Origin of the sequence: Mycobacterium sp. 20KCMC460 (assembly GCF_022179425.1) — a bacterium.
GTDB lineage: Bacteria > Actinomycetota > Actinomycetes > Mycobacteriales > Mycobacteriaceae > Mycobacterium > Mycobacterium kiyosense.
Genome location: NZ_AP025524.1, coordinates 4,555,881 through 4,577,412, shown reverse-complemented (window position 1 = coordinate 4,577,412; position 21,532 = coordinate 4,555,881). Strand labels below are relative to the sequence as shown.

Here is a 21,532-nt window from a genome sequence, read left to right as displayed (position 1 = left end):
TTCCTTCGCACACGCTCTGCGACGAAGCCTCTAAGGTGATGCGGGTGCGTCTCGTTATCGCCCAGTGCACCGTCGACTACGTCGGTCGCCTCACCGCGCATCTGCCCTCCGCACGCCGGTTGCTGCTTTTCAAGGCGGACGGCTCGGTCAGCGTCCACGCCGACGACCGCGCCTACAAGCCGCTGAACTGGATGAGCCCGCCGTGCTGGCTGACCGAGGAACCGGGACCGATCTGGGTGGTGGAGAACAAGGCCGGCGAACAGTTACGCATCACCGTCGAGGCCGTCGAGCACGACTCCAGTCACGACCTGGGTGTCGATCCCGGGTTGGTGAAGGACGGCGTGGAAGCCCACCTGCAGGCGCTGCTCGCCGAGCACGTCGGGCTGCTAGGCGACGGGTACACGCTGGTGCGCCGCGAATACATGACCGCGATCGGGCCCGTCGACCTGCTGTGCCGGGACGAGAACGGCGGCTCGGTGGCCGTGGAGATCAAGCGGCGCGGTGAGATCGACGGGGTGGAACAGCTCACCCGTTATCTCGAACTGCTCAACCGCGACACCGTGCTGGCACCGGTGAAGGGCGTTTTCGCCGCCCAGCAGATCAAACCGCAGGCCCGTACCCTCGCCGCCGACCGCGGAATCCGTTGTCTGACATTGGATTACGACAAAATGCGGGGGATGGACAGCGACGAGTACCGGCTGTTCTGATGGCCCGGCGCCGCACTCGGCCACAACGCGCCGCCGCGCCGCCGAGGCTGGCGCAACGGGTGGAGACCGGACCGGACGGCTACGAGTACCAGGTCCGGCCGGTGGCGGCCGCGCGCGCGGTCAAGACTTATCGCTGCCCCGGATGTGATCACGAAATCCGTTCCGGCACAGCGCATGTAGTGGCGTGGCGGGCAGATTCGGCGGAGGCGGTGCAGGATCGGCGGCACTGGCATACGCCGTGCTGGGCCAATCGCGGCAACCGCGGTCCGACGCGGAAGTGGTCCTAGGTCCTAGCTCAGCGAGGAGCCGGCTCGACCAGTTCGATCAACACCCCGCCGGCATCCTTGGGGTGGATGAAGTTGATCCGCGAGTTAGCCGTGCCGCGACGGGGGTTCTCGTAGACCAGCCGCACGCCCTGTTCGCGCAACTGCGCGCACATGGCGTCGAGGTCGCTGATCCGGCAGGCCAGCTGCTGGATGCCCGGTCCGCGCTTGTCGATGAACTTCGCGATCACCGAGTCCTCGTTGAGCGGAGCCATCAGCTGGATCTGCGCACTAGTGCCCGGCACCGCCAGCATGGCCTCGCGAATCCCCTGGTCGTCGTTGATCTCCTCGTGCACCAGGATCATGCCCAAGTGGTCGTTGTACCACTCGATCGAGGCATCGAGGTCGGCGACTGCGATGCCGACGTGATCGAGTCCAGTCACCAGGGAAGTAGCCAAACTGCGACGGGCGTCAACTTGATCGGTCGTCATCTCATAACGGTAACCTCATAGCGAAGAATCTGCTTCTCCGGGTTGGCACAATCGCCCGCTCTCATGCATGTAGGAGGTTTCATGACGACGTCGGTGATCGTTGCTGGGGCACGGACACCCATCGGCAAGTTGATGGGTTCGCTGAAGGATTTCAGCGCCAGCGATCTCGGTGGTATCGCGATCAAGGCGGCGCTGGAAAAAGCCAACGTGCCTGCATCTGCGGTCGAGTACGTGATCATGGGCCAGGTGCTGACCGCGGGTGCGGGGCAGATGCCGGCGCGGCAGTCCGCGATCGCGGCCGGTATCGGCTGGGACGTTCCAGCGCTGACGATCAACAAGATGTGCCTGTCCGGTATCGACGCCATCGCGCTGGCCGACCAGCTGATTCGGGCCGGCGAGTTCGACGTGGTGGTCGCCGGTGGGCAGGAGTCCATGACCAAGGCGCCGCACCTGCTGATGGACAGCCGATCGGGTTACAAGTACGGCGACGTCACCGTGCTCGACCATCTGGCTTACGACGGGCTGCACGACGTGTTCACCGATCAGCCGATGGGCGCGCTGACCGAACAGCGCAACGACGTCGACCAGTTCACCCGCCAGCAGCAGGACGAATACGCCGCCGCCTCGCACCAGAAGGCCGCCGCCGCGTGGAAGGACGGCGTCTTCGCCGACGAAGTCGTGCCGGTCAGCATTCCGCAGCGCAAGGGCGACCCGCTGCAGTTCAGCGAGGACGAAGGTATCCGCGCCAACACCACCGCCGACTCGCTGTCCGGCCTCAAACCTGCGTTTCGCAAGGACGGCACCATCACCGCGGGTTCGGCCTCGCAGATCTCCGACGGGGCGGCCGCCGTGGTGGTGATGAACAAGGAAAAGGCCCAGGAGCTGGGGCTGAGCTGGCTCGCCGAGATCGGTGCTCACGGTGTGGTGGCCGGGCCGGACTCCACTCTGCAGTCCCAGCCGGCCAACGCGATCAAGAAAGCGCTCGACCGGGAGGGCATCACCGTCGATCAGCTCGACGTCGTCGAGATCAACGAGGCCTTCGCGGCGGTGGCGCTGGCCTCCACCAGGGAGCTCGGGGTGAACCCGGAGATCGTCAACGTCAACGGTGGCGCGATCGCCGTCGGGCACCCGATCGGCATGTCGGGAGCGCGCATCACCTTGCACGTGGCGCTGGAGTTGGCGCGCCGCGGTTCGGGCTATGGCGTAGCGGCGCTGTGCGGCGCCGGCGGCCAGGGCGACGCGCTCGTTCTGCGGGCCCCGTAGCGATTCAGGGGGTGTGGCGCCGGAGTTTGCTGGCTGGCTCGGCGCGCGGCCGCCTCGCCGTATTTGTGAGATTGCTCATATCGATAAGTTACCGGCCGGTACCGGGCGGATACGCAGTCGGCGCCACCGGGTCGGCCGGGTCGAAAGCGGCGTGCCAAAATTGACGGCGTGACTCGTCCCCGTCCCTCGATCGGGCCGGCGTTGGCCGGTGCGGTCGACCTGTCCGGCCTCAAACAACGCGCTCAGCAGTCCACCGCGGCGTCGGGTTCCGCAGCGGGCAGTGGACCGGCGGGGCAACCGGGTGGACCCGACGCCGGGCAGATCATTCAGGTCACCGAGGCCAACTTCGAAGACGCGGTGATCAACCGCTCCGACGAGGTGCCGGTGGTGGTGCTGTTGTGGTCACCGCGCAGCGAGGTCTGTGTCGAGTTGCTCGAGACGCTGTCCGGGCTGGTCGCCGAGGACAACGGCAAGTGGGCGCTGGCAGCGGCCAATGTCGACGCCGCGCCGGGGCTGGCACGGGTATTCGGCGTGCAGGCAGTTCCGACCGTGGTGGCGTTGGCCGCGGCGCAACCCATTTCCAGCTTTCAGGGTGCACAGCCCGGCGATCAGCTGCGGCTCTGGATCGACAAGCTGCTCGAGGCGACCGAAGGAAAGCTCAGGGGTCCGTCCGGCTCCGGTGAGCCGGCGCAGGTCGACCCGACGGTGGCGCGGGCCCGCCAGGAACTCGAGGCCGGCGACTTCGAAGCGGCCAAAACGTCCTATCAGGAGGTCCTGGACGCCAACCCGGGCAACGTCGAAGCGCAGGCGGCAATCCGCCAGATCGACTTCCTCACCCGCGCAACGGCGCAACGCCCGGATGCGGTGCTGGTCGCCGACGCCGCGCCCGACGACATCGACGCGGCCTTCGCCGCCGCGGATCTCCAATTGTTGAACCAGGATGTCAGCGGCGCGTTCGACCGGCTGATTGCGTTGGTGCGTCGCACCGCCGGGGACGACCGGACCAAGGTGCGAACCCGCCTGATCGAGCTCTTCGAGCTTTTCGATCCCGCCGACCCGGAAGTCGTCGCCGGCCGCCGCAACCTTGCCAACGCGCTGTACTGAGCGTCTGCTACTCCGGTTCCAGCCACAGCGCGGACATCGGCGGCAACACCATCACCGCCGAGGCCGGACGGCCGTGCCAGGCGTCCTCGGTGGCGTCCACGCCGCCGAGATTGCCGATTCCCGAACCGTTGTAGACCGTGGCATCGGTGTTGAGCACCTCCCGCCAGCGGCCGGCTAGCGGCAGTCCAAGTCGGTAGTTGCTGTGCTCGGCGCCGGCGAAGTTGAACACACACGCCAGCACCGAGCCGTCGCTGCCGTACCGCAGGAAGCTCAGCACGTTGTTGGCCGAGTCGTTGGCGTCGATCCAGGAATAGCCCTCGGGGGTGTTGTCCTGACTCCACAGCGCCGGATGGCTGGAGTAGATGGCGTTGATGTCGCGCACCAGGCGCAGGGTTCCGTTGGAGAAGCCCTGTTCGTCGAGTTGCCACCAGTCCAGGCCGCGTTCCTCCGACCACTCGGCACGCTGGCCGAACTCCTGGCCCATGAACAGCAGTTGCTTGCCCGGATGTGCCCACTGATACGCGAGCAGACTGCGCAGCCCGGCCGCCTTGGCGTGGTTGTCACCGGGCATCCGGCTCCACAGCGTGCCCTTGCCGTGCACCACCTCGTCGTGGCTCAGCGGCAGCACGTAGTTCTCACTGAACGCATACAGCAGCGAGAACGTCATCTCATGGTGGTGGAAACTGCGGTAGATCGGGTCGCGGCTGACGTAGTCGAGCGTGTCGTGCATCCAGCCCATGTTCCATTTCATCGAAAAGCCAAGGCCGCCAAGGTTGGTCGGGCGCGTGACACCCGGCCAAGACGTAGACTCCTCGGCGATGGTGACGATGCCCGGCGCGGCCTTGTGTGCGGTGGCGTTCATCTCCTGCAGGAACTGCACCGCTTCCAGATTCTCCCGTCCGCCGTAGATGTTCGGCGTCCAACCGCCCTCCGGGCGGGAATAGTCCAGGTAGAGCATCGAGGCCACCGCGTCCACGCGCAGGCCGTCGACGTGGAACTGCTCGATCCAGTACAGCGCGTTGGCCACCAGGAAGTTACGCACCTCGGGGCGGCCGAAGTCGAATACGTAAGTGCCCCAGTCCAGCTGCTCTCCGCGGTTGGGATCGGAGTGCTCGTAGAGCGCGGTGCCGTCGAAGCGGCCCAGCGCCCAGGCGTCCTTCGGGAAATGCGCGGGCACCCAGTCGACGATGACGCCGATGCCGGCCTGGTGCAGTGCGTCGACGACGCTGCGGAATTCGTCGGGGGTGCCGAACCGGGACGAGGGCGCGTAGTACGACGTGACCTGGTACCCCCAGGATCCCCCGAACGGGTGCTCGGCCACGGGCAACAGCTCGACGTGGGTGAACCCTTGTTGGACAACGTATTCGGTGAGCTGCTCGGCGAGCTGCCGGTAGCTCAGCCCGGGCCGCCAGGAGCCGAGGTGCACCTCGAGGGTGCTCATCGGCTCGAACACCGGGTTGCGTTGCGCACGCTGCGCGATCCACTCGCCATCGCCCCAGGTGTACTGGCTGACCGTGACCCGCGATGCGGTCTGGGGTGGCACTTCGGTGCCGAAAGCCAGCGGGTCGGCGCGGTCGGTCACCACGCCGTCGGCGCCGTGCACCCGGAATTTGTAGAGACCTCCGACCGGGAAGTCGGGCCAGAACAGCTCCCACACACCCGAGGAGCCCAGCACCCGCATCGGCGCGTCGTTTCCGGTCCAGCCGTTGAATTCGCCGATCAGGCTGACGCCCTTGGCATTCGGAGCCCACACCGCAAACGACACCCCGGTCACCTCGCCGTCGGGGGTGGTGAACGAACGGGGATGCGCGCCGAGCACTTCCCAGAGTCGCTCGTGGCGGCCCTCGGCGAACAGGTGCAGGTCCACCTCGCCCAGCGTGGGCAGGAACCGGTAGGCGTCGGCGACGACGTGCGGGCCGGAGCCCTCGTAGGTCACCTCGAGCCGGTAGTCGATCAGGTCCACGAACGGCAACGCGACCGCGAACACTCCGGAATCGACGTGCTGCAACGGGAACCGGTCCTCGCCCACCAGCGCCACCACGCTGGCGGCGTGGGGGCGGAAGGCGCGTACCACGGTGTGGTCACCGTATTCATGAGCGCCCAAGATGCTGTGCGGGTTGTGGTGTACGCCGGAGACCAAGCGGCCCACCTCGGCGGGATCGGGCGCCAGATGTGTCGTGGCGAGTTGTTCAGTGCGGTTCATTTCCCCTCACCTCCTGCGCAGCAGCGCGACTCGGGCATCCTCGGGAACGATGGGCATGTTGACGACATGGGCCACGGCGCGGCCCGGGTCGATGCGGATGTAGTTGGCTTGTCCCCATTGATATTCCTCGCCGGTGATCTCGTCGCGCACCCAGAACCGGTCGTAGGGCTCCATGCCCAGCGCCGCCATGTCCAGATGCAGGGTTGATTCTTCGGGCCCGAATGCGTTGAGCGTCACCACCACCAGCACGCAGTCGCCGGTGGCCGGGTCGAACTTGCTGTAGGCCAGCAGGGCGTCGTTGTCCAGGTGATGGAAGGCGATGGTGCGCAGCTGCTGTAGTGCGGGATGTAATCGTCGGATCTCGTTGAGCCGGGTGATGAACGGCTCCAACGAATTTCCTTCGGCCAGCGCGCCCGCGAAGTCGCGGGGGCGCAGCTCATACTTCTCTGAGTCCAGGTACTCCTCGCTGCCCTCACGTACCGCCCGATGCTCGAACAGTTCGTAGCCCGAATACACCCCCCAGGCCGGGCTCATGGTCGCCGCCAGGACCGCCCGGATGGCGAACATGCCGGGACCGTTGTGCTGCAGGATCGCATGCAGGATGTCCGGGGTGTTGACGAACAGGTTGGGGGTGCGGAAGTCGGCGAGGCGAGCGATGTCGTTGCCGAACTCGGTCAGCTCCCACTTCGCGGTGCGCCAGGTGAAGTAGCTGTAGGACTGCGTGAATCCCAGTTTGGCCAGGCCGTACTGGCGCGCCGGCGGAGTGAAAGCCTCGGACAGGAACAGCACGTCGGGGTCGACGGACTTGACCTGGCCGATCAGCCAGGCCCAGAAGTCCGGTGGCTTGGTGTGCGGGTTGTCGACCCGAAAGAACTTGACGCCGTGGTCGATCCAGTGCCGCACCACGCGCAGCACCTCGTCGTAAAGACCGGCCGGATCGTTGTCGAAGTTCAGCGGATAGATGTCCTGGTATTTCTTCGGCGGGTTCTCCGCATAGGCGATGGTGCCGTCGGGGAGCTCGGTGAACCAGTTGCGGTGCGCACGCGCCCATGGGTGGTCCGGTGCACACTGCAGCGCCAGGTCCAGCGCGACTTCCATCCCCAATTCCCTTGCCGTGGAGACGAAATCATCGAAGTCGTCGAGGGTGCCCAGGCTGGGGTGTACCGCGTCGTGGCCGCCCTCGTCGCTGCCGATGGCCCACGGTGAGCCGACGTCTCCGGGCGCGGCGGTCGGGTTGTTGTTGCGTCCCTTGCGGTGCACCTTGCCGATCGGGTGGATCGGCGGCAGATAGACCACGTCGAAGCCCATGCCGGCGATCCGCGGTAGCGCCGCTGCGGCGGTGGCGAAAGTGCCGTGCACCGGGTTGCCGTCGGCGTCCCAGCCGCCGGTCGAGCGGGGGAAAAACTCGTACCAGGACCCGAAGCGCGCCGCCGGCCGGTCGACCCAGACGCCGAATTGCTCACCGCGGGTGACCAATTCCCGCAACGGGAACTCGTGCAGCAGCTCCTCGATCTCCGGGGCAAGTGCGAGCGCGGTGCGGGTCAGCGGGTCCCCGGGGGACCGCAAAGCGGCGGCCGCTTCCAGCAGTGGTTGGCGCTGCTGGCGCGGCATCCCCGCGGCGGCTCTGTCGAACAGCGTCGCACCCACCAGCAGGTCGTTGGAGAGCTCCTGCTCGCCTTGGCCCGCATCGAGTTTCGCGATCAAACCGTGCCGCCAGGTGTGAATGGGGTCGCCCCAGCCGTCGACCCGGTAGCTCCACAACCCAACCCGGTCAGGTGTGAACAGACCGTGAAAAACATAGGGTTCCAGGCCCATCGTCATGGGCAGGTGCAGCGGCTTGACGCGCTCGTCGGCGGCTGCGGCGTCCGGCCTACCGGCCACCTCGCTTTCGGTGGCTTGCGCGGCCTTGATCCGGCGGACCTCGGTGACCTGCGGGTAACGCGTACCCAGGTACCGCACCACCAGTGTTGCCGCCACCGCTTCGTGTCCCTCGCGCCACACCGCGGCACGAACCGGGATCACCTCACCGACGACAGCTTTTGCGGGATAAGTACCGCACGAGACGACGGGCTGGACGTCGTCGATCTCGATACGACCGGGCACCCAATCACTCCAATCCGATTCTCCGGCTCCTGCTCGGTCCGCGGGTGCGGACCGCATCGTCGCGGGAGGGTTCTTGGACGTTCTCACCCGCGGAAACCGCAGCGTTCCTCGTCGGGGTTTTGCACAGGTCTTGATTCCTCAGGCCGGTCTGCTCGCCTCCTTGCGCCCATACCCACCCTAGTGGCCGGCTACACCGAAGGTGGCGCAGCCGACTGCCCGAATCGCGGTGGCCGAAGGCTGCAAGCTGGGAAAACCTCAGTAAGGTTGAAATGCGTGAAAGCCCTCCGTCGCTTTACCGTGCGTGCCCACCTTCCACAACGCCTCGCCGCGCTGGACCAGCTGTCGACCAACCTGCGCTGGTCGTGGGAAAAACCGACGCAGGACCTGTTCGCCACCATCGATCCCGAGCTGTGGAACAAATGCGGCAAGGACCCGGTGGCCGTGCTCGGCGCAGTGAAGCCGGCGCGGCTCGACGAACTGGCGACCGACGAGGAGTTTCTGCGCAGGCTCGACGAACTCGCCGCCGACTTGAACGACTATTTGAACCGCCCGCTGTGGTATCAGCAGCAACAGTCTGCCGGCGCCGACCTGCCCACCGGCATCGCCTACTTCTCGATGGAGTTCGGTGTCGCCGAGGTGTTGCCCAACTATTCCGGTGGTCTCGGAATCCTCGCCGGAGACCATCTGAAATCGGCGTCGGACCTGGGGCTGCCGCTGATCGCGGTGGGCCTGTACTACCGCTCCGGATATTTCCGGCAGTCCCTGACCGCCGACGGTTGGCAGCACGAGACCTACCCCTCGCTGGACCCGCAGGGGCTGCCGTTGCGGTTGCTCACCGACGCCGACGGCAGCCCGGCGCTCGTGGAGTTGGCGTTGCCGGACTCCATGCGGCTGCGGGCGCGGATCTGGGTCGCGCAGGTCGGGCGCATCCCGTTGCTGCTGCTGGACTCCGATGTCCCGGAGAACGAGCACGAGCTGCGCACCGTCACCGACCGGTTGTACGGCGGCGACCAGGAGCACCGGATGGTGCAGGAACTGCTGGCCGGTATCGGCGGGGTGCGGGCGATCCGTGCCTTCACCGCCATCGAGGGGCGCCCCGGCCCCGAGGTGTTCCACATGAACGAGGGCCACGCCGGATTCCTCGGCGTGGAGCGTGTCCGCGAACTGACGGAAGGTGGACTGGACTTCGACACCGCCCTGACCGTGGTGCGGTCGGCCACCGTCTTCACCACCCACACCCCGGTTCCGGCCGGCATCGACCGGTTCCCCGCGGAGCTGGTGCAGCGCTACTTCGACGATGCCGGCGACCAGGTGTCCACGCTGCTGCCCGGCGTGCCGACGGCGCGGGTGCTGGCCTTGGGCGCCGAGGACGACCCGACCAAGTTCAACATGGCGCACATGGGTCTGCGGCTGGCGCAGCGGGCCAACGGAGTCTCGTTGTTGCACGGCCGGGTCAGCCGGGTCATGTTCAACGAGTTGTGGCCCGGCTTCGACCCTGCGGAAGTCCCGATCGGATCGATCACCAACGGCGTTCATGCGCGCACCTGGGCCGCTCCGCAGTGGCTGGAGTTGGGGCGCGAGCTGGCCGGGTCGGACTCGTTCGGCGAGCCTGCCGTGTGGCTGCGGCTGCAGCAGGTCGACCCGGGGCACCTGTGGTGGATCCGATCCCAGTTGCGCGCGCTGCTGGTTCAGGACGTCCGGCTGCGGCTGCGCCAGTCCTGGTTGGAACGCGGCGCATCGGAAGCCGAATTAACTTGGATATCAACAGCATTCGATCCCGATGTGCTCACCGTGGGGTTCGCCCGGCGGGTTCCGACGTACAAGCGGCTGACCCTGATGTTGCGCGACCCGGCTCGGCTGGAACGGCTGCTGCTCGATGAGCAGCGGCCGGTGCAGCTGATCGTCGCCGGTAAGTCGCACCCCGCCGACGACGGCGGCAAGGCGCTGATCCAGCAGGTGGTGCGGTTCGCCGACCGCCCCGAGGTGCGGCACCGGATCGCCTTCCTGCCCAATTACGACATGTCGATGGCGCGGCTGCTCTACTGGGGCTGCGACGTCTGGCTGAACAACCCGTTGCGGCCGTTGGAGGCCTGCGGAACGTCGGGGATGAAGAGCGCGTTGAACGGCGGGTTGAACCTCTCCATCCGAGACGGCTGGTGGGACGAGTGGTACGACGGCGAGAACGGCTGGGAGATCCCTTCGGCGGACGGCGTGGCCGACGAGAACCGGCGCGACGACCTGGAGGCCACCGCCCTCTACAAGCTGTTGGAGGAGGCGGTGGCGCCCAAGTTCTACGAGCGCGACGAGCACGGGACGCCACCGCGCTGGATCGAGATGGTGCGGCACACGCTGCAGACCCTGGGGCCCAAGGTGCTGGCCTCCCGGATGGTCACCGACTACGTCGAGCAGTACTACACGCCGGCCGCGAGGTCGCTGCGGCAGATCGTCGCGGCTCACGAGGGTGGCGCCCGATTCGATGCCGCCCGGGAACTGGCCGCCTACCGGCGTCGCGCCGAAGAGGCCTGGCCGAAGATCGACATCACCGATGTGGACAGCACCGGACTGCCGGACACCCCGCTGCTGGGATCGAAGCTGACGCTGACCGCCACCATGCACCTGGCCGGCCTGTCGCCCGACGAGGTGACCGTGCAGGCGGTGTTGGGCCGGGTCGACGCGGCCGACGAGTTGCAGGATCCGTTCACCGTCGAGATGACGTACACCGGCAGCGCCGAGGGGGGCTACCAGGTGTTCTCGACGACGACACCGCTGCCGCTGGCCGGGTCGCTGGGCTACACGGTGCGGGTGCTGCCGCGCCATCCGATGCTCGCCGACAGCAGCGAACTCGGGCTGGTCACCCTGGCTTAGCTCTGTGCCAGCCGGGCCAGCGCCGCCCGGACCTGCGCGCCATTCGTGGTCTGCCAGAACGGCGGCAGCGTGGCGCGCAGGTAGTCGCCGTAACGGGCGGTGGCCAGGCGTGAGTCCAACACCGCGACCACCCCGCGATCGGTCACCCGGCGCAGCAGCCGGCCCGATCCCTGCGCCAGCAGCAGCGCCGCATGGCTGGCGGCGACGGCCATGAAGCCGTTGCCGCCGCGGGCGGCGACCGCGCGCTGGCGGGCACTGAGCAACGGGTCGTCGGGCCGCGGAAACGGGATGCGGTCGATCAGCACCAACGACAGCGACGGCCCCGGGACGTCGACGCCTTGCCACAGCGACAGCGTGCCGAACAGGGAGGTCTCCGGCTCGGCGCTGAACTGCTCGACCAACGCGGAGGTGCTGTCGTCGCCCTGGCACAGCACCGGGGTGGACAGTCGGTCGCGCATCGCCTCGGCGGTGGCCCGCGCCGCGCGCATCGAGGAGAACAGGCCCAACGTGCGACCGCCGGCCGCGGTGATCAGTTCGGCGATCTCGGTGAGCTGCTCGGCCGACCCGACACCGTCGCGGCCCGGTGGCGGCAGATGGGCGGCGATGTAGAAGATCCCGGACTTGGCGTGCTCGAACGGAGACCCCACGTCCAGCCCGCACCAGGCGCGGTCCGAACCCTGAAGGCCCCAGGCCTGGGCCATCGCGTCGAAGGTCCCGCCCACCGTCAGCGTCGCCGAGGTCAACACCGTCGTCGACCGGGCGAACACCTGCGTGGCCAGCAGCCCGGCCACCGACAGCGGAGCCACCCGCAGCACCGCACGTGGGGTCCCGCGGTTGTCTTCGTGGTCGAGCCAGACGATGTCGGTGCGGTCCGGGATGGCCGGCCCGAACGACTCGAGGATCCGCGCGGCCGTGTCGGCGATCTCGATCAGCGTCGCGGCCGCCTCCGCCCGCGCGGCCGCGGCCCGCGTGTCGCTGGTGCCCTCGATCGCCGAGCGAGCCGCGTTGGCAGCGTCCCGGAGCGCGGCGAGGTAGGTGGCGAGCTCGTCGTCGAGGTAGTCGATGCGCCCGGCCTGAGCGTCGTGGATGGCCGAGGAGAAGGTCGTCGATGCCGCTTCCAGACGCTGGACCAGCTCCGGCTTCACCAATCTGGTGATGCGCCGCGCCGCCACCCCCAACGACGCGGCCGTCAACTCCGCGGTGGCCACCGACGTCACCCGATCGGCCAACTCGTGCGCTTCGTCGACGACCAGGAGTTCGTGTTCGGGCAGCACCGCGGAGTCGGACACCGCGTCGATGGCCAGCAGCGCGTGATTGGTGACGACGATATCGGCGCCGCCGGCCCGCGCCCGCGCCCTTTCCGAGAAGCACTCGCTGCCGTACGGGCAGCGGGCCACCCCGATGCATTCGCGTGCCGACACGCTGACCTGTGACCAGGATCGTTCCGGCACACCGGGTTTGAGGTCGTCACGATCCCCGGTTTCGGTGCTCGACGCCCACTCGGTGAGGCGTTGCACGTCGCGACCCAGGGCGCTGGCCGCCATCGGGTTGAATAGTTCCTCTTGCGGCGGCTCGTCCGGGTCGTCGGTGACGGCGCCGTGAATCTTGTTCAGGCACAGATAGTTTCGTCGCCCTTTGAGCAACGCGAAGGTGGGCCGGCGAGGCAGTGCGTCAGCCAGCGAGTCGGCCAGGCGGGGCAGGTCGCGGTCGACGAGCTGGCGCTGCAGGGCGATCGTCGCCGTCGACACCACCACCGGTGCGTCGTCGTTGACCGCGCGCACGATCGAGGGAACCAGGTACGCCAACGACTTGCCGGTGCCGGTGCCGGCCTGCACCACCAGGTGTTGGCGGGTTTCGAAGGCCCGGGCGACCGCGTGGGCCATCTGCTGCTGGCCGCTGCGCTCGCTGCCGCCGAGCGCGGCGACCGCCTTGCCAAGCAGCGCCCTGACGGATTCAGCCTCGGACACCAGCTGCCCCTTCGGTCAGGTAGGGATGGTCTGCGTCGGGATCGCCGGTTCGCCGGGGGACAAGCTCAGCCCCTCCCACGGCAGGCTGCGTAACCCCGCCGCCACCAGTTCCCGTGCCGCGGACAGATCGGTCTGGAAGACGGCGCGCCCGGCGCGCACCAAGGGCGTCGTCAACACGCGGTGCGGCTCGGTGACGTCCGGCGGGCGGGCGGCGGGGTGCACGACCTCCTCGGTGACGGTGCCGGTCGGCCGGGCCAGCCGCAGCGCCGCTTTTCGGCCACCGCGGGACTGCTTCTGGCTGCTGCGTTTCTGCACCGGGATGCCGTCCACCTCGACGAGTTTGTAGACCATGCTCGCCGTCGGTGCGCCCGACCCGGTGACCAGAGACGTGCCGACGCCGTAGCGGTCGACCGGCGCGGCGGCCAGCCCGGCGATGGAGAACTCGTCGAGGTCACCGGTCAGCACGATGCGGGTGTGTCTGGCGCCCAGCTCGTCGAGCTGGGTACGCACCTGGTGGGCCAGCGCCTCGAGGTCGCCGGAGTCGATGCGGACCGCACCCAGCTCCGGGCCGGCGGCGGCGATCGCGTTGGCGACCCCCGTCGTCACGTCGTAGGTGTCCACCAGCAGCGTGGTGCCTGGGCCCAGCGCGGCGACCTGTGCCCGGAAGGCGGCCAATTCCTCGGTGCCGCTCTGCTGGGTGTGCACCATGGTGAAGGCGTGCGCGGCGGTGCCCACCGTGGGCACCCCGTACAACCGTTGGGCCTCCAGGTTCGACGTGCCGGCGAAGCCGGCGATGTAGGCGGCCCGCGCCGCGGCGACCGCGGCACGCTCGTGGGTGCGGCGGGTGCCCATTTCGATGACCGGACGGCCGCGGGCGGCGCTGACCATGCGCGCGGCCGCCGAAGCGATCGCGGTGTCGTGATTGAAGATCGACAGCACCAGCGTTTCCAGCAGCACGCACTCGGCGAAGCTGCCGTGCACCGACAGGACCGGGGAGTTGGGGAAGTACAGCTCGCCCTCGGCGTAACCGTCGATGTCGCCACCGAACCGGAAGTTGCGCAGATAATCCACCGTGTCGGGATCGAGGAATTCGGCCACCAGATCGCATGCGGCGTCGTCGAACCTGAACTGCGGCAACAGCTCCAGCAGCCGGCCGGTGCCGGCGACCACCCCGTACCGCCGGCCGGCGGGCAGCCGGCGCGCGAACACCTCCCAGCTGGTCTGTCGCTGCGCGGTGCCGTCGCGCAGGGCCGCCGCCAGCATGGTCAACTCGTATTTGTCGGTCAACAACCCAGCTGATGCAATGTCATTCACGGCGCATTCACCTCGCCAACGGTATCGGCTGACTGCGACGGTGCGCTCTCGGTATCCTTACCCCCATGGTGGTAGCGAAAGCGCCGGCCAAGCCGGGCAGTACGGGGCAGCGCGAATCCGCTCCGGTCGACGCTACGACGAGTCCGTGGGTGACGATCGTCTGGGACGACCCGGTCAACCTGATGACTTACGTGACCTACGTGTTCCAGAAATTGTTCGGCTACAGCGAGCCGCAGGCCACCAAGCTGATGCTGCAGGTGCACAACGAAGGCAAGGCCGTGGTGTCCTCGGGCAGTCGGGAGTCGATGGAGGTCGACGTGTCCAAACTGCATGCCGCCGGGTTGTGGGCGACGATGCAGCAGGACAAATGAGATCCGCGGGTAGCCGGTAGTCATAGTGCGCAAATGGAAGCGCGTCGAGACCCGTAACGGTCCCCGTTTTCGGTCGTCGCTGGCCCCGCACGAAGCGGCCCTGCTGCAGAACCTGGTCGGTGCGATGGTCGGCCTGCTGGACGAGCGGCAGTCATCCTCGCCGTCGGACGAACTCGAAGAGATCACCGGCATCAAGACCGGGCACTCGCAGCGCCCGGCCGACCCGACGCTGGGCCGGCTGCTGCCGGACTTCTATCGCCGGCGTGAGGGGGATCCGCTGGACCTCGACGCCTCCGAGACGCTCAACTCGGCACTGCGCAGTCTGCACGAGCCCGACATCATCGACGCCAAACGTGCTGCGGCGCAGCAGTTGTTGGATACGGTGCCGCAGAACGGCGGCCGGTTCGAATTGACCGAGGACGCGGCCAACGCCTGGATTTCGGCGGTCAACGACCTGCGCCTGACGTTGGGCGTGATGCTCGAGGTCGGGCCGAACGGGCCCGAACGCCTGCCGGCCGACCACCCGCTGGCCGCGCACTTCGACGTCTACCAATGGCTGACGGTGCTGCAGGAGTATCTGGTGCTGGTGCTGATGGGCCACCGGTAACCCCGGTGGCGGGCCCGATGAACTCGCTCACCGACGTCGGCGGAATCCGCGTCGGCCATTACCACCGGCTGGACCCCGACGCGTTCCTCGGCGGCGGCTGGGCCTGTGGCACCACGGTGGTGTTGACGCCGCCCGGGACCGTGGGTGCCGTCGACTGCCGCGGCGGCGCGCCCGGCACCCGGGAGACCGACCTGCTCGACCCGATCAACAGCGTCCGCTACGTGGACGCGGTGGTGCTGTCCGGCGGCAGCGCCTACGGATTGGCCGCCGCCGACGGCGTGATGCGCTGGCTGGAGGAACACCAGCGCGGGGTGGCGATGGGCGGCGGTGTGGTGCCGATCGTGCCGGCCGCGGTGGTGTTCGACCTGCCGGTCGGGGCCTGGGATTGTCGGCCGACCGCCGAATTCGGTTATGCCGCATGCCAAGCCGCCGATACAGCCGGCGACGCGGCGCCCGTCCCGCTGGGCATCGCCGGGGCCGGCGTGGGTGCGCGTGCCGGGGTGCTCAAGGGCGGCGTGGGAACCGCGTCTCGCACGCTGCCGTCCGGAGTGACTGTCGGCGCGCTGGCCATTGTGAACGCCGCCGGTGACGCCGTCGACCGGGCTACCGGCCTGCCGTGGATGGCGGAACTGATCGGCGAGTTCGCGCTGACGCCACCGCCGCACGACCAGGTCGCGGCGCTGGCGGAACTGCCGTCGCCGCTGAGCCAGCTGAACACGACCATCGCCGTCGTGGCCACCGACGCGGTGCTGAGCCCGGCGGCCTGCCGCAGGGTGGCGGTCGCCGCGCACGACGGTCTGGCGCGCACCCTGCGTCCGGCGCACACGCCGCTGGACGGTGACACCGTCTTCGCGCTGGCGACGGGCGCAATCGAGGTGCCGCCGTCACCCAATACCCCCGCCGCGTTGTCGCCGGAAACGGCCGTGATCACCGCGGTTGGTGCCGCCGCGGCCGACTGCCTGGCGCGGGCGGTGGTGTCCGGGGTGATCGCCGCCGAGTCGGTGGCCGGGATACCGGCTTACCGTGACGTGGTGCCGGGCGCGTTCGCCAAGCACACCGGTTAGCGTGCTGGTGATCCGCGTCCACCTGGTCGAGGCGATGCGCCGCCGATCGCGGTTGCGCCGGTAGCCTGGTCGATGCGGGGGACGCGCTGGAAGGGCAGCTATGGGCAGAAGCGGGTCGCGCCCGCCGGCGGCGCAGGACAAGAAGCCGGCCTGGGTTATCGGGGCAACGACGATCGGCACGTTCGTCGCGCTCCTCTACCTCGTCGAATTGATCGACCAACTCACCGGGGGCCGGCTGGATCGCAACGGCATCAGGCCGCAGACCACCGACGGCTTGTGGGGCATCCTGTTCGCGCCGCTGCTGCACGCGAACTGGGGGCACCTGATCGCCAACACCGTGCCGGTGCTGGTGCTGGGCTTTCTGATGACGCTGGCCGGATTGTCCCGATTCGTCTGGGCCACCGCGATCATCTGGATCCTGGGTGGCTTCGGCACCTGGCTGATCGGCGATATGGGCAGCAGCTGCCGTCCGACCGACCACATCGGAGCCTCCGGCCTGATCTTCGGCTGGCTGGCGTTCCTGCTGGTGTTCGGGATCTTCGTGCGCAAGCTGTGGAACATCGTCATCGGGCTGGCGGTGCTGTTCGTGTACGGCGGTGTGCTGCTGGGCGCACTGCCGGTGCTCGGGGTGTGTGGCGGCGTGTCCTGGCAGGGGCACCTGTGCGGCGCACTGGCCGGAGTGGTGGCGGCGTATCTGCTGTCATCGCCGGAACGCAAAGCCCGGGAACGGAAGCGGTCCATCCGTGCTTCCCGTTGAGCCATGAGTACGCCGCTGTCGCCGGTCGGGATATTCGACTCCGGCGTGGGCGGCTTGACGGTCGCGCGGGCGATCATCGACCAGTTGCCGGATGAGGAGATCATCTACGTCGGCGACACCGGCAATGGTCCGTATGGTCCGCTGACCATCCCGCAGATCCGTGCCCACGCGCTGGCCATCGGTGACGACCTGGTCGGCCGCGGGGTGAAGGTCCTGGTGATCGCCTGCAACTCGGCCTCGGCCGCCTGCCTGCGGGATGCGCGGGAACGTTACGACGTGCCCGTCGTCGAGGTGATCCTGCCGGCGGTGCGCCGCGCGGTGGCCGCCACCCGCAATGGGCGGATCGGGGTGATCGGCACCCGGGCCACCATCACCTCACACGCCTACCAGGATGCGTTCGCTGCGGCCCGCGACACCGAGATCACCGCGGTGGCCTGCCCGCGGTTCGTCGACTTCGTCGAGCGGGGCGTCACCAGCGGTCGTCAGGTACTCGGCCTGGCCGAGGGTTACCTGGAGCCGCTGCAACGCGCCGAAGTGGACACGCTGGTGCTGGGCTGCACGCACTACCCGCTGTTGTCCGGGTTGATCCAACTGGTGATGGGGGACGAGGTCACACTCGTCTCCAGTGCCGAGGAGACGGCCAAGCAGGTGCTGCGCGTTCTCACCGAACGGGAACTGCTGCGGCCCCACCCGGTCGAATCCGACGGCGCAGCCCCGCCGTCACGGGTGTTCGAGGCCACCGGCGACCCGGAGGCGTTCACCCGGCTGGCGGCCCGGTTCCTGGGTCCCGCCGTGACGGGCGTCGAACCCGTTCGTCATACACGTGTCCACTAGGAATGCCGATGATTCCGACCTCAAAATGCGGCGATGTTTTCCCCATCGTGGTAGCGGGCATGGCACAGTGGTGTCCGTGCGACTAACCGTGCTCGGATGCTCCGGTAGCGTCGTGGGCCCGGACTCGCCCGCGTCGGGTTACCTGCTTCGGGCGCCGGACACGCCGCCGCTTGTCATCGATTTCGGCGGGGGCGTGCTCGGAGCGTTGCAGCGCCACGCCGACCCGGGCTCGGTGCACGTGCTGCTGTCGCATCTACATGCCGATCACTGTCTGGATCTGCCGGGACTGTTCGTCTGGCGCCGGTACCACCCGACGTCGCGGCCCAGTGGCAAGGCGTTGCTCTACGGGCCCAGCGACACCTGGTCCCGGATGGGGGCGGCGTCGTCGCCCTACGGTGGCGAAATCGATGACTGCTCGGACATTTTCGACGTTCGCCACTGGGTTGACGGCGAAGCGGTGACGATCGGCGCGCTGACCATTGTGCCCCGGGTGGTCGCGCATCCCACCGAGTCGTTCGGTCTGCGCTTCACCGACCCCACCGGGGCGTCGCTGGTGTACAGCGGCGACACCGGCGCGTGCGAACAATTGGTCGAGCTCGCCCGCGGCGCCGACGCCTTCCTGTGCGAGGCGTCCTGGACGCATTCGCCGAAACATCCGCCGGCGCTGCATCTTTCCGGCACCGAGGCCGGCCGGGCCGCGGCTCAGGCGGGAGTGCGCGAGTTGCTGCTGACCCACATTCCGCCGTGGACGTCGCGGGAGGACGTGATCAGCGAGGCCAAGGCCGAGTTCGAGGGTCCGGTGCACGCAGTGGTGCCCGGTGAGACGTTCGAGGTCCGCAACTCCTAGTCCGCCGCGGATGTGACCGGCTGCCAACATCGTGCCGAAATCCCGCGCCGCCGATGCGCTCGCGGTGCGACCGATAGGGTAGGCGTCGTGTCAAAACGAGAAGACGGCCGCCTCGACGACGAGCTACGTCCAGTGGTCATCACCCGGGGTTTCACCGAGAATCCAGCGGGTTCGGTGTTGATCGAATTCGGCCGCACCAAGGTACTGTGCACCGCCAGCGTCACCGAAGGCGTGCCCCGTTGGCGTAAGGGATCGGGCCTGGGTTGGCTGACCGCCGAGTACGCGATGCTGCCGTCGGCCACCCACACCCGGTCGGACCGTGAGTCGGTGAAGGGCCGGCCCAGTGGCCGCACCCAGGAGATCAGCCGGTTGGTCGGTCGCTCGTTGCGGGCGTGTATCGATCTCGGGGCGCTGGGGGAGAACACCATCGCCGTCGACTGCGATGTGTTGCAGGCGGATGGCGGCACCCGGACCGCCGCCATCACCGGCGCGTACGTGGCGCTGGCCGACGCGGTGACCTACCTGTCCGCACTGGGCAAGCTGTCCGATCCCCGACCGTTGTCGTGCGCCATCGCCGCGATCAGTGTCGGGGTGGTCGACGGTCGGGTCCGCGCCGACCTGCCCTACGAGGAGGACTCGCGCGCCGAGGTCGACATGAACGTCGTCGCGACCGACACCGGGACGCTGGTCGAGGTGCAGGGCACCGGCGAAGGTGCGACGTTTCCGCGGTCGACTTTGGACAAGTTGCTCGACGTGGCGCTGGCGGGTTGCGACAAGCTGTTCGCCGCCCAGCGCGAGGCGCTGGCGCTGCCCTACCCGGGTGAGCTGCCCGAGCGCAAGCCGCAACCGAAGGCGTTCGGAAGCTGAGCCGGTTACTCGTGGCCAGCCGTAACCGCAAGAAGCTGGCCGAGTTGCAGCGGGTGTTGGACGCTGCGGGGTTGTCCGGGATGACGTTGGTGTCCTTGGACGACGTCGAGCCGTTCGACGAGGCCCCCGAGACCGGCGCGACGTTCGAGGACAACGCGTTGGCCAAGGCGCGCGACGCATTCGCCGCGACCGGGTTGCCGAGCGTCGCCGACGATTCCGGGTTGGAAGTGGCCGCGTTGAACGGGATGCCCGGGGTGTTGTCGGCACGCTGGTCGGGCCGGCACGGCGACGATGCGGCCAACACGGCTCTGCTGCTGGCGCAACTTCGCGACGTGCCCGACGGGCGCCGCGGCGCCGCGTTCGTCTCGGCGTGCGCGCTGGTCTCTCCCACGGACGAGGTGGTGGTGCGCGGGGAGTGGACCGGCGCCATCGGCCGGGAGCCGCGCGGCGACGGCGGCTTCGGCTACGACCCGGTATTTCTTCCCGATGACGCCGGCGGCCGGACCGCGGCCGAGCTCAGTCCGGCCGAGAAGGACACGGTCTCGCACCGCGGGCGGGCGCTGCAGCTGCTGCTGCCGGCCCTGCGGGCGCTGTCGACGGCTAGACGGGGAACTGCGCTTTGACGGCGCGGGTCTGTCGCTGCTCGACCAGGATGCCCAGCAGCGGGATGGTGCCGGCCAGCAGCACACCGACGGTCTTGCCGATCGGCCAGCGGACTTTGATCGCCAGATTGAATGCGGCCAGCATGTAGATGAAGTAGACCCAGCCGTGCACCACCTCGATCCAGCGGATCTCGCGGTGGAAGACCAGGTGCGAGACGATCTCCCCGCACAGCGCGATCAGCCAGATACCCGTCACCCACGCCATCACCCGGTACGCGAGCAACGCGGTGCGGATCTTCTCGACGGGGAATACCGAGGCGCCGCGCTCGACGCCCGTCGCTTCGGGGGGTGTCTCGGATGTACTCATGCGGTGGTCCTGTTCTGTTTCTCGGCGTCGTGCTGGGCGAGCTCGGCCAGGTAAGCGTTGTACTCGCGCAGAGCCGGGTCATCGGTCTGTTCTGCTGCGGGTTGCGGCCGCTCCGGTAACAGCCCGGCCGGTATCTCGGTGACGGTGCCGCTGGGCTGCGGCGGTGCTTGCTCGTATCGGACGAATTTCCGGTAGGCGTAGACGCAGAACGCGGCGAACATCGGCCACTGCAGCGCGTATCCGAGGTTCTGGTAGCTGCCCGACACGGACTGGAACCGCGTCCACTGCCACCAGCCCAGTGCCAGGCAGCCGCATGCCGCGGCGATCACCAAGGCGATCGCCGCGAGCCGGTGGTGCCGGGTGTTGGCCTGCTTGGACACCCCATGACGGTACCGCGGTGGCGGTCATGGCTGGTGCCGGACGAACCCACCGAGTCGCGCGCGGCCGACGGATCCGCCGCGTGCGGCGGTAGGATCGCTGAGCGCGCGGGCGTGATGAAATTGGCATACATGCCGGCTTTAGGTGCCGGTGCTCGAGAGAGCGTGTGGGTTCGAGTCCCACCGCCCGCACCGGTGAGCATCGGCGCTGGCGCTTTGAAGCCGTAGGGTGAGCGCATGGGCAGTTGGAGCGTCTGGTCGGTCACCTGCTTTTTCTGCGAACGAAATGTGCCGTTATGGCAGTCGCGGCGGACGCCGCAAGGCAACTTCTACGGACCCTGTTGCGCCGAGCTGGGGCAGCAGGGACGCAAGCCTCGCCGCCTGTTCGAGCGTTGGCGCTGAGCCCGCACTCGGCGGTCCCGGGTGTGCACCGACCCTCCTGACTGAACACGTGCCCGCTGGCTGTTCTCGTATTCGGCTATCGCCGCAGGGTGCCGAGCTGACCCGGGTGGTATCGGGGGCCGGCCGCGAGGCTGGTGCCCGAGTTTGGGCGAACAAG

Annotated in this window: 20 protein-coding genes and 1 tRNA gene; 14 read left to right on the top strand and 7 right to left on the bottom strand. The window is 68.3% G+C overall.

Translation table 11 applies throughout. The features are described from left to right. Positions 1–44 precede the first annotated feature (44 nt). Both nucS and MKCMC460_RS21075 read left to right on the top strand, forming a co-directional pair. A complete protein-coding gene (gene nucS, locus MKCMC460_RS21080; RefSeq protein WP_236976828.1) occupies positions 45–707 on the top strand; it encodes an endonuclease NucS in 663 nt (220 codons plus the stop codon). Next, the gene (locus MKCMC460_RS21075; RefSeq protein WP_236976827.1) at positions 707–994 is read left to right on the top strand and encodes a hypothetical protein; all 288 of its coding nucleotides are present in this window, start codon (positions 707–709) and stop codon (positions 992–994) included. The genes nucS and MKCMC460_RS21075 overlap by 1 nt, the downstream gene beginning before the upstream one ends. A gap of 8 nt (positions 995–1,002) precedes the next feature. Here MKCMC460_RS21075 and mce read toward each other — a convergent pair whose 3' ends face one another. Beyond that, positions 1,003–1,461: a methylmalonyl-CoA epimerase gene (gene mce, locus MKCMC460_RS21070; protein ID WP_236976826.1), complete on the bottom strand. Its 459-nt coding sequence runs from the start codon at positions 1,459–1,461 to the stop codon at positions 1,003–1,005. 81 nt (positions 1,462–1,542) lie between these two features. On the opposite strand from mce, the gene MKCMC460_RS21065 reads away from it, so the two are divergent. Beyond that, positions 1,543–2,724: an acetyl-CoA C-acetyltransferase gene (locus MKCMC460_RS21065; RefSeq protein WP_238304767.1), complete on the top strand. Its 1,182-nt coding sequence runs from the start codon at positions 1,543–1,545 to the stop codon at positions 2,722–2,724. A gap of 168 nt (positions 2,725–2,892) precedes the next feature. Further along, entirely contained in the window at positions 2,893–3,828 is a 936-nt protein-coding gene (locus MKCMC460_RS21060; protein ID WP_236976824.1) for a tetratricopeptide repeat protein, read from the top strand. 7 nt (positions 3,829–3,835) lie between these two features. On the opposite strand, the gene glgB is transcribed toward MKCMC460_RS21060, so the two are convergent. Continuing rightward, positions 3,836–6,031, bottom strand: a complete 2,196-nt coding sequence (gene glgB / locus MKCMC460_RS21055; protein ID WP_236976823.1) for a 1,4-alpha-glucan branching protein GlgB — start codon at positions 6,029–6,031, stop codon at positions 3,836–3,838. A gap of 6 nt (positions 6,032–6,037) precedes the next feature. After that, on the bottom strand, positions 6,038–8,134 hold the full coding sequence (locus tag MKCMC460_RS21050; protein WP_238304765.1) for an alpha-1,4-glucan--maltose-1-phosphate maltosyltransferase: 2,097 nt from the start codon (positions 8,132–8,134) through the stop codon (positions 6,038–6,040). A gap of 273 nt (positions 8,135–8,407) precedes the next feature. On the opposite strand from MKCMC460_RS21050, the gene glgP reads away from it, so the two are divergent. Continuing rightward, positions 8,408–10,999, top strand: a complete 2,592-nt coding sequence (gene glgP, locus MKCMC460_RS21045; RefSeq protein ID WP_238304763.1) for an alpha-glucan family phosphorylase — start codon at positions 8,408–8,410, stop codon at positions 10,997–10,999. Here the strand turns inward: glgP and MKCMC460_RS21040 are convergent. Both MKCMC460_RS21040 and MKCMC460_RS21035 read right to left on the bottom strand, forming a co-directional pair. Next, complete coding sequence (locus MKCMC460_RS21040; protein ID WP_236976822.1) at positions 10,996–12,966, bottom strand: ATP-dependent DNA helicase; 1,971 nt, start codon at positions 12,964–12,966, stop codon at positions 10,996–10,998. The genes glgP and MKCMC460_RS21040 overlap by 4 nt on opposite strands. A 15-nt stretch (positions 12,967–12,981) precedes the next feature. Further along, positions 12,982–14,229 (bottom strand): nicotinate phosphoribosyltransferase, encoded by a 1,248-nt coding sequence (locus MKCMC460_RS21035; protein ID WP_238306031.1) that lies wholly within the window; start codon positions 14,227–14,229, stop codon positions 12,982–12,984. Between the two features lie 116 nt (positions 14,230–14,345). Between MKCMC460_RS21035 and clpS the strand changes: the two genes are divergently transcribed. From clpS to rdgB, 8 genes are all read left to right on the top strand, one after another. Then, positions 14,346–14,651 carry an ATP-dependent Clp protease adapter ClpS gene (gene clpS, locus MKCMC460_RS21030; protein WP_180914679.1) on the top strand — a complete coding sequence of 102 codons (306 nt, stop codon included), beginning with the start codon at positions 14,346–14,348 and terminating at the stop codon, positions 14,649–14,651. A 25-nt stretch (positions 14,652–14,676) separates the two neighbouring features. Next, complete coding sequence (locus tag MKCMC460_RS21025; RefSeq protein ID WP_236976821.1) at positions 14,677–15,258, top strand: DUF2017 domain-containing protein; 582 nt, start codon at positions 14,677–14,679, stop codon at positions 15,256–15,258. Positions 15,259–15,275: 17 nt separating this feature from the next. Continuing rightward, positions 15,276–16,322, top strand: a complete 1,047-nt coding sequence (locus MKCMC460_RS21020; protein WP_236976819.1) for a P1 family peptidase — start codon at positions 15,276–15,278, stop codon at positions 16,320–16,322. 100 nt (positions 16,323–16,422) lie between these two features. Beyond that, positions 16,423–17,079 carry a rhomboid family intramembrane serine protease gene (locus MKCMC460_RS21015; protein ID WP_238304762.1) on the top strand — a complete coding sequence of 219 codons (657 nt, stop codon included), beginning with the start codon at positions 16,423–16,425 and terminating at the stop codon, positions 17,077–17,079. Between the two features lie 3 nt (positions 17,080–17,082). Then, a complete protein-coding gene (gene murI, locus MKCMC460_RS21010; RefSeq protein ID WP_236976818.1) occupies positions 17,083–17,913 on the top strand; it encodes a glutamate racemase in 831 nt (276 codons plus the stop codon). Between the two features lie 70 nt (positions 17,914–17,983). Beyond that, the gene (locus MKCMC460_RS21005) at positions 17,984–18,760 is read left to right on the top strand and encodes a cyclic nucleotide-degrading phosphodiesterase (RefSeq protein WP_238304761.1); all 777 of its coding nucleotides are present in this window, start codon (positions 17,984–17,986) and stop codon (positions 18,758–18,760) included. Between the two features lie 87 nt (positions 18,761–18,847). Further along, a complete protein-coding gene (gene rph, locus MKCMC460_RS21000) occupies positions 18,848–19,627 on the top strand; it encodes a ribonuclease PH (protein WP_236976817.1) in 780 nt (259 codons plus the stop codon). Continuing rightward, entirely contained in the window at positions 19,624–20,250 is a 627-nt protein-coding gene (gene rdgB / locus MKCMC460_RS20995; RefSeq protein ID WP_236984296.1) for an RdgB/HAM1 family non-canonical purine NTP pyrophosphatase, read from the top strand. Before rph ends, rdgB begins: the two co-directional genes overlap by 4 nt. Here rdgB and MKCMC460_RS20990 read toward each other — a convergent pair. Next, on the bottom strand, positions 20,228–20,596 hold the full coding sequence (locus tag MKCMC460_RS20990; RefSeq protein ID WP_370652925.1) for a DUF3817 domain-containing protein: 369 nt from the start codon (positions 20,594–20,596) through the stop codon (positions 20,228–20,230). The genes rdgB and MKCMC460_RS20990 overlap by 23 nt on opposite strands. Next, positions 20,593–20,976, bottom strand: a complete 384-nt coding sequence (locus tag MKCMC460_RS20985; RefSeq protein WP_236976816.1) for a hypothetical protein — start codon at positions 20,974–20,976, stop codon at positions 20,593–20,595. Before MKCMC460_RS20985 ends, MKCMC460_RS20990 begins: the two co-directional genes overlap by 4 nt. Before the next feature lie 105 nt (positions 20,977–21,081). On the opposite strand from MKCMC460_RS20985, the gene MKCMC460_RS20980 reads away from it, so the two are divergent. Continuing rightward, positions 21,082–21,165: transfer RNA gene (locus MKCMC460_RS20980), tRNA-Leu, on the top strand. The last annotated feature ends 367 nt before the right edge of the window (positions 21,166–21,532 follow it).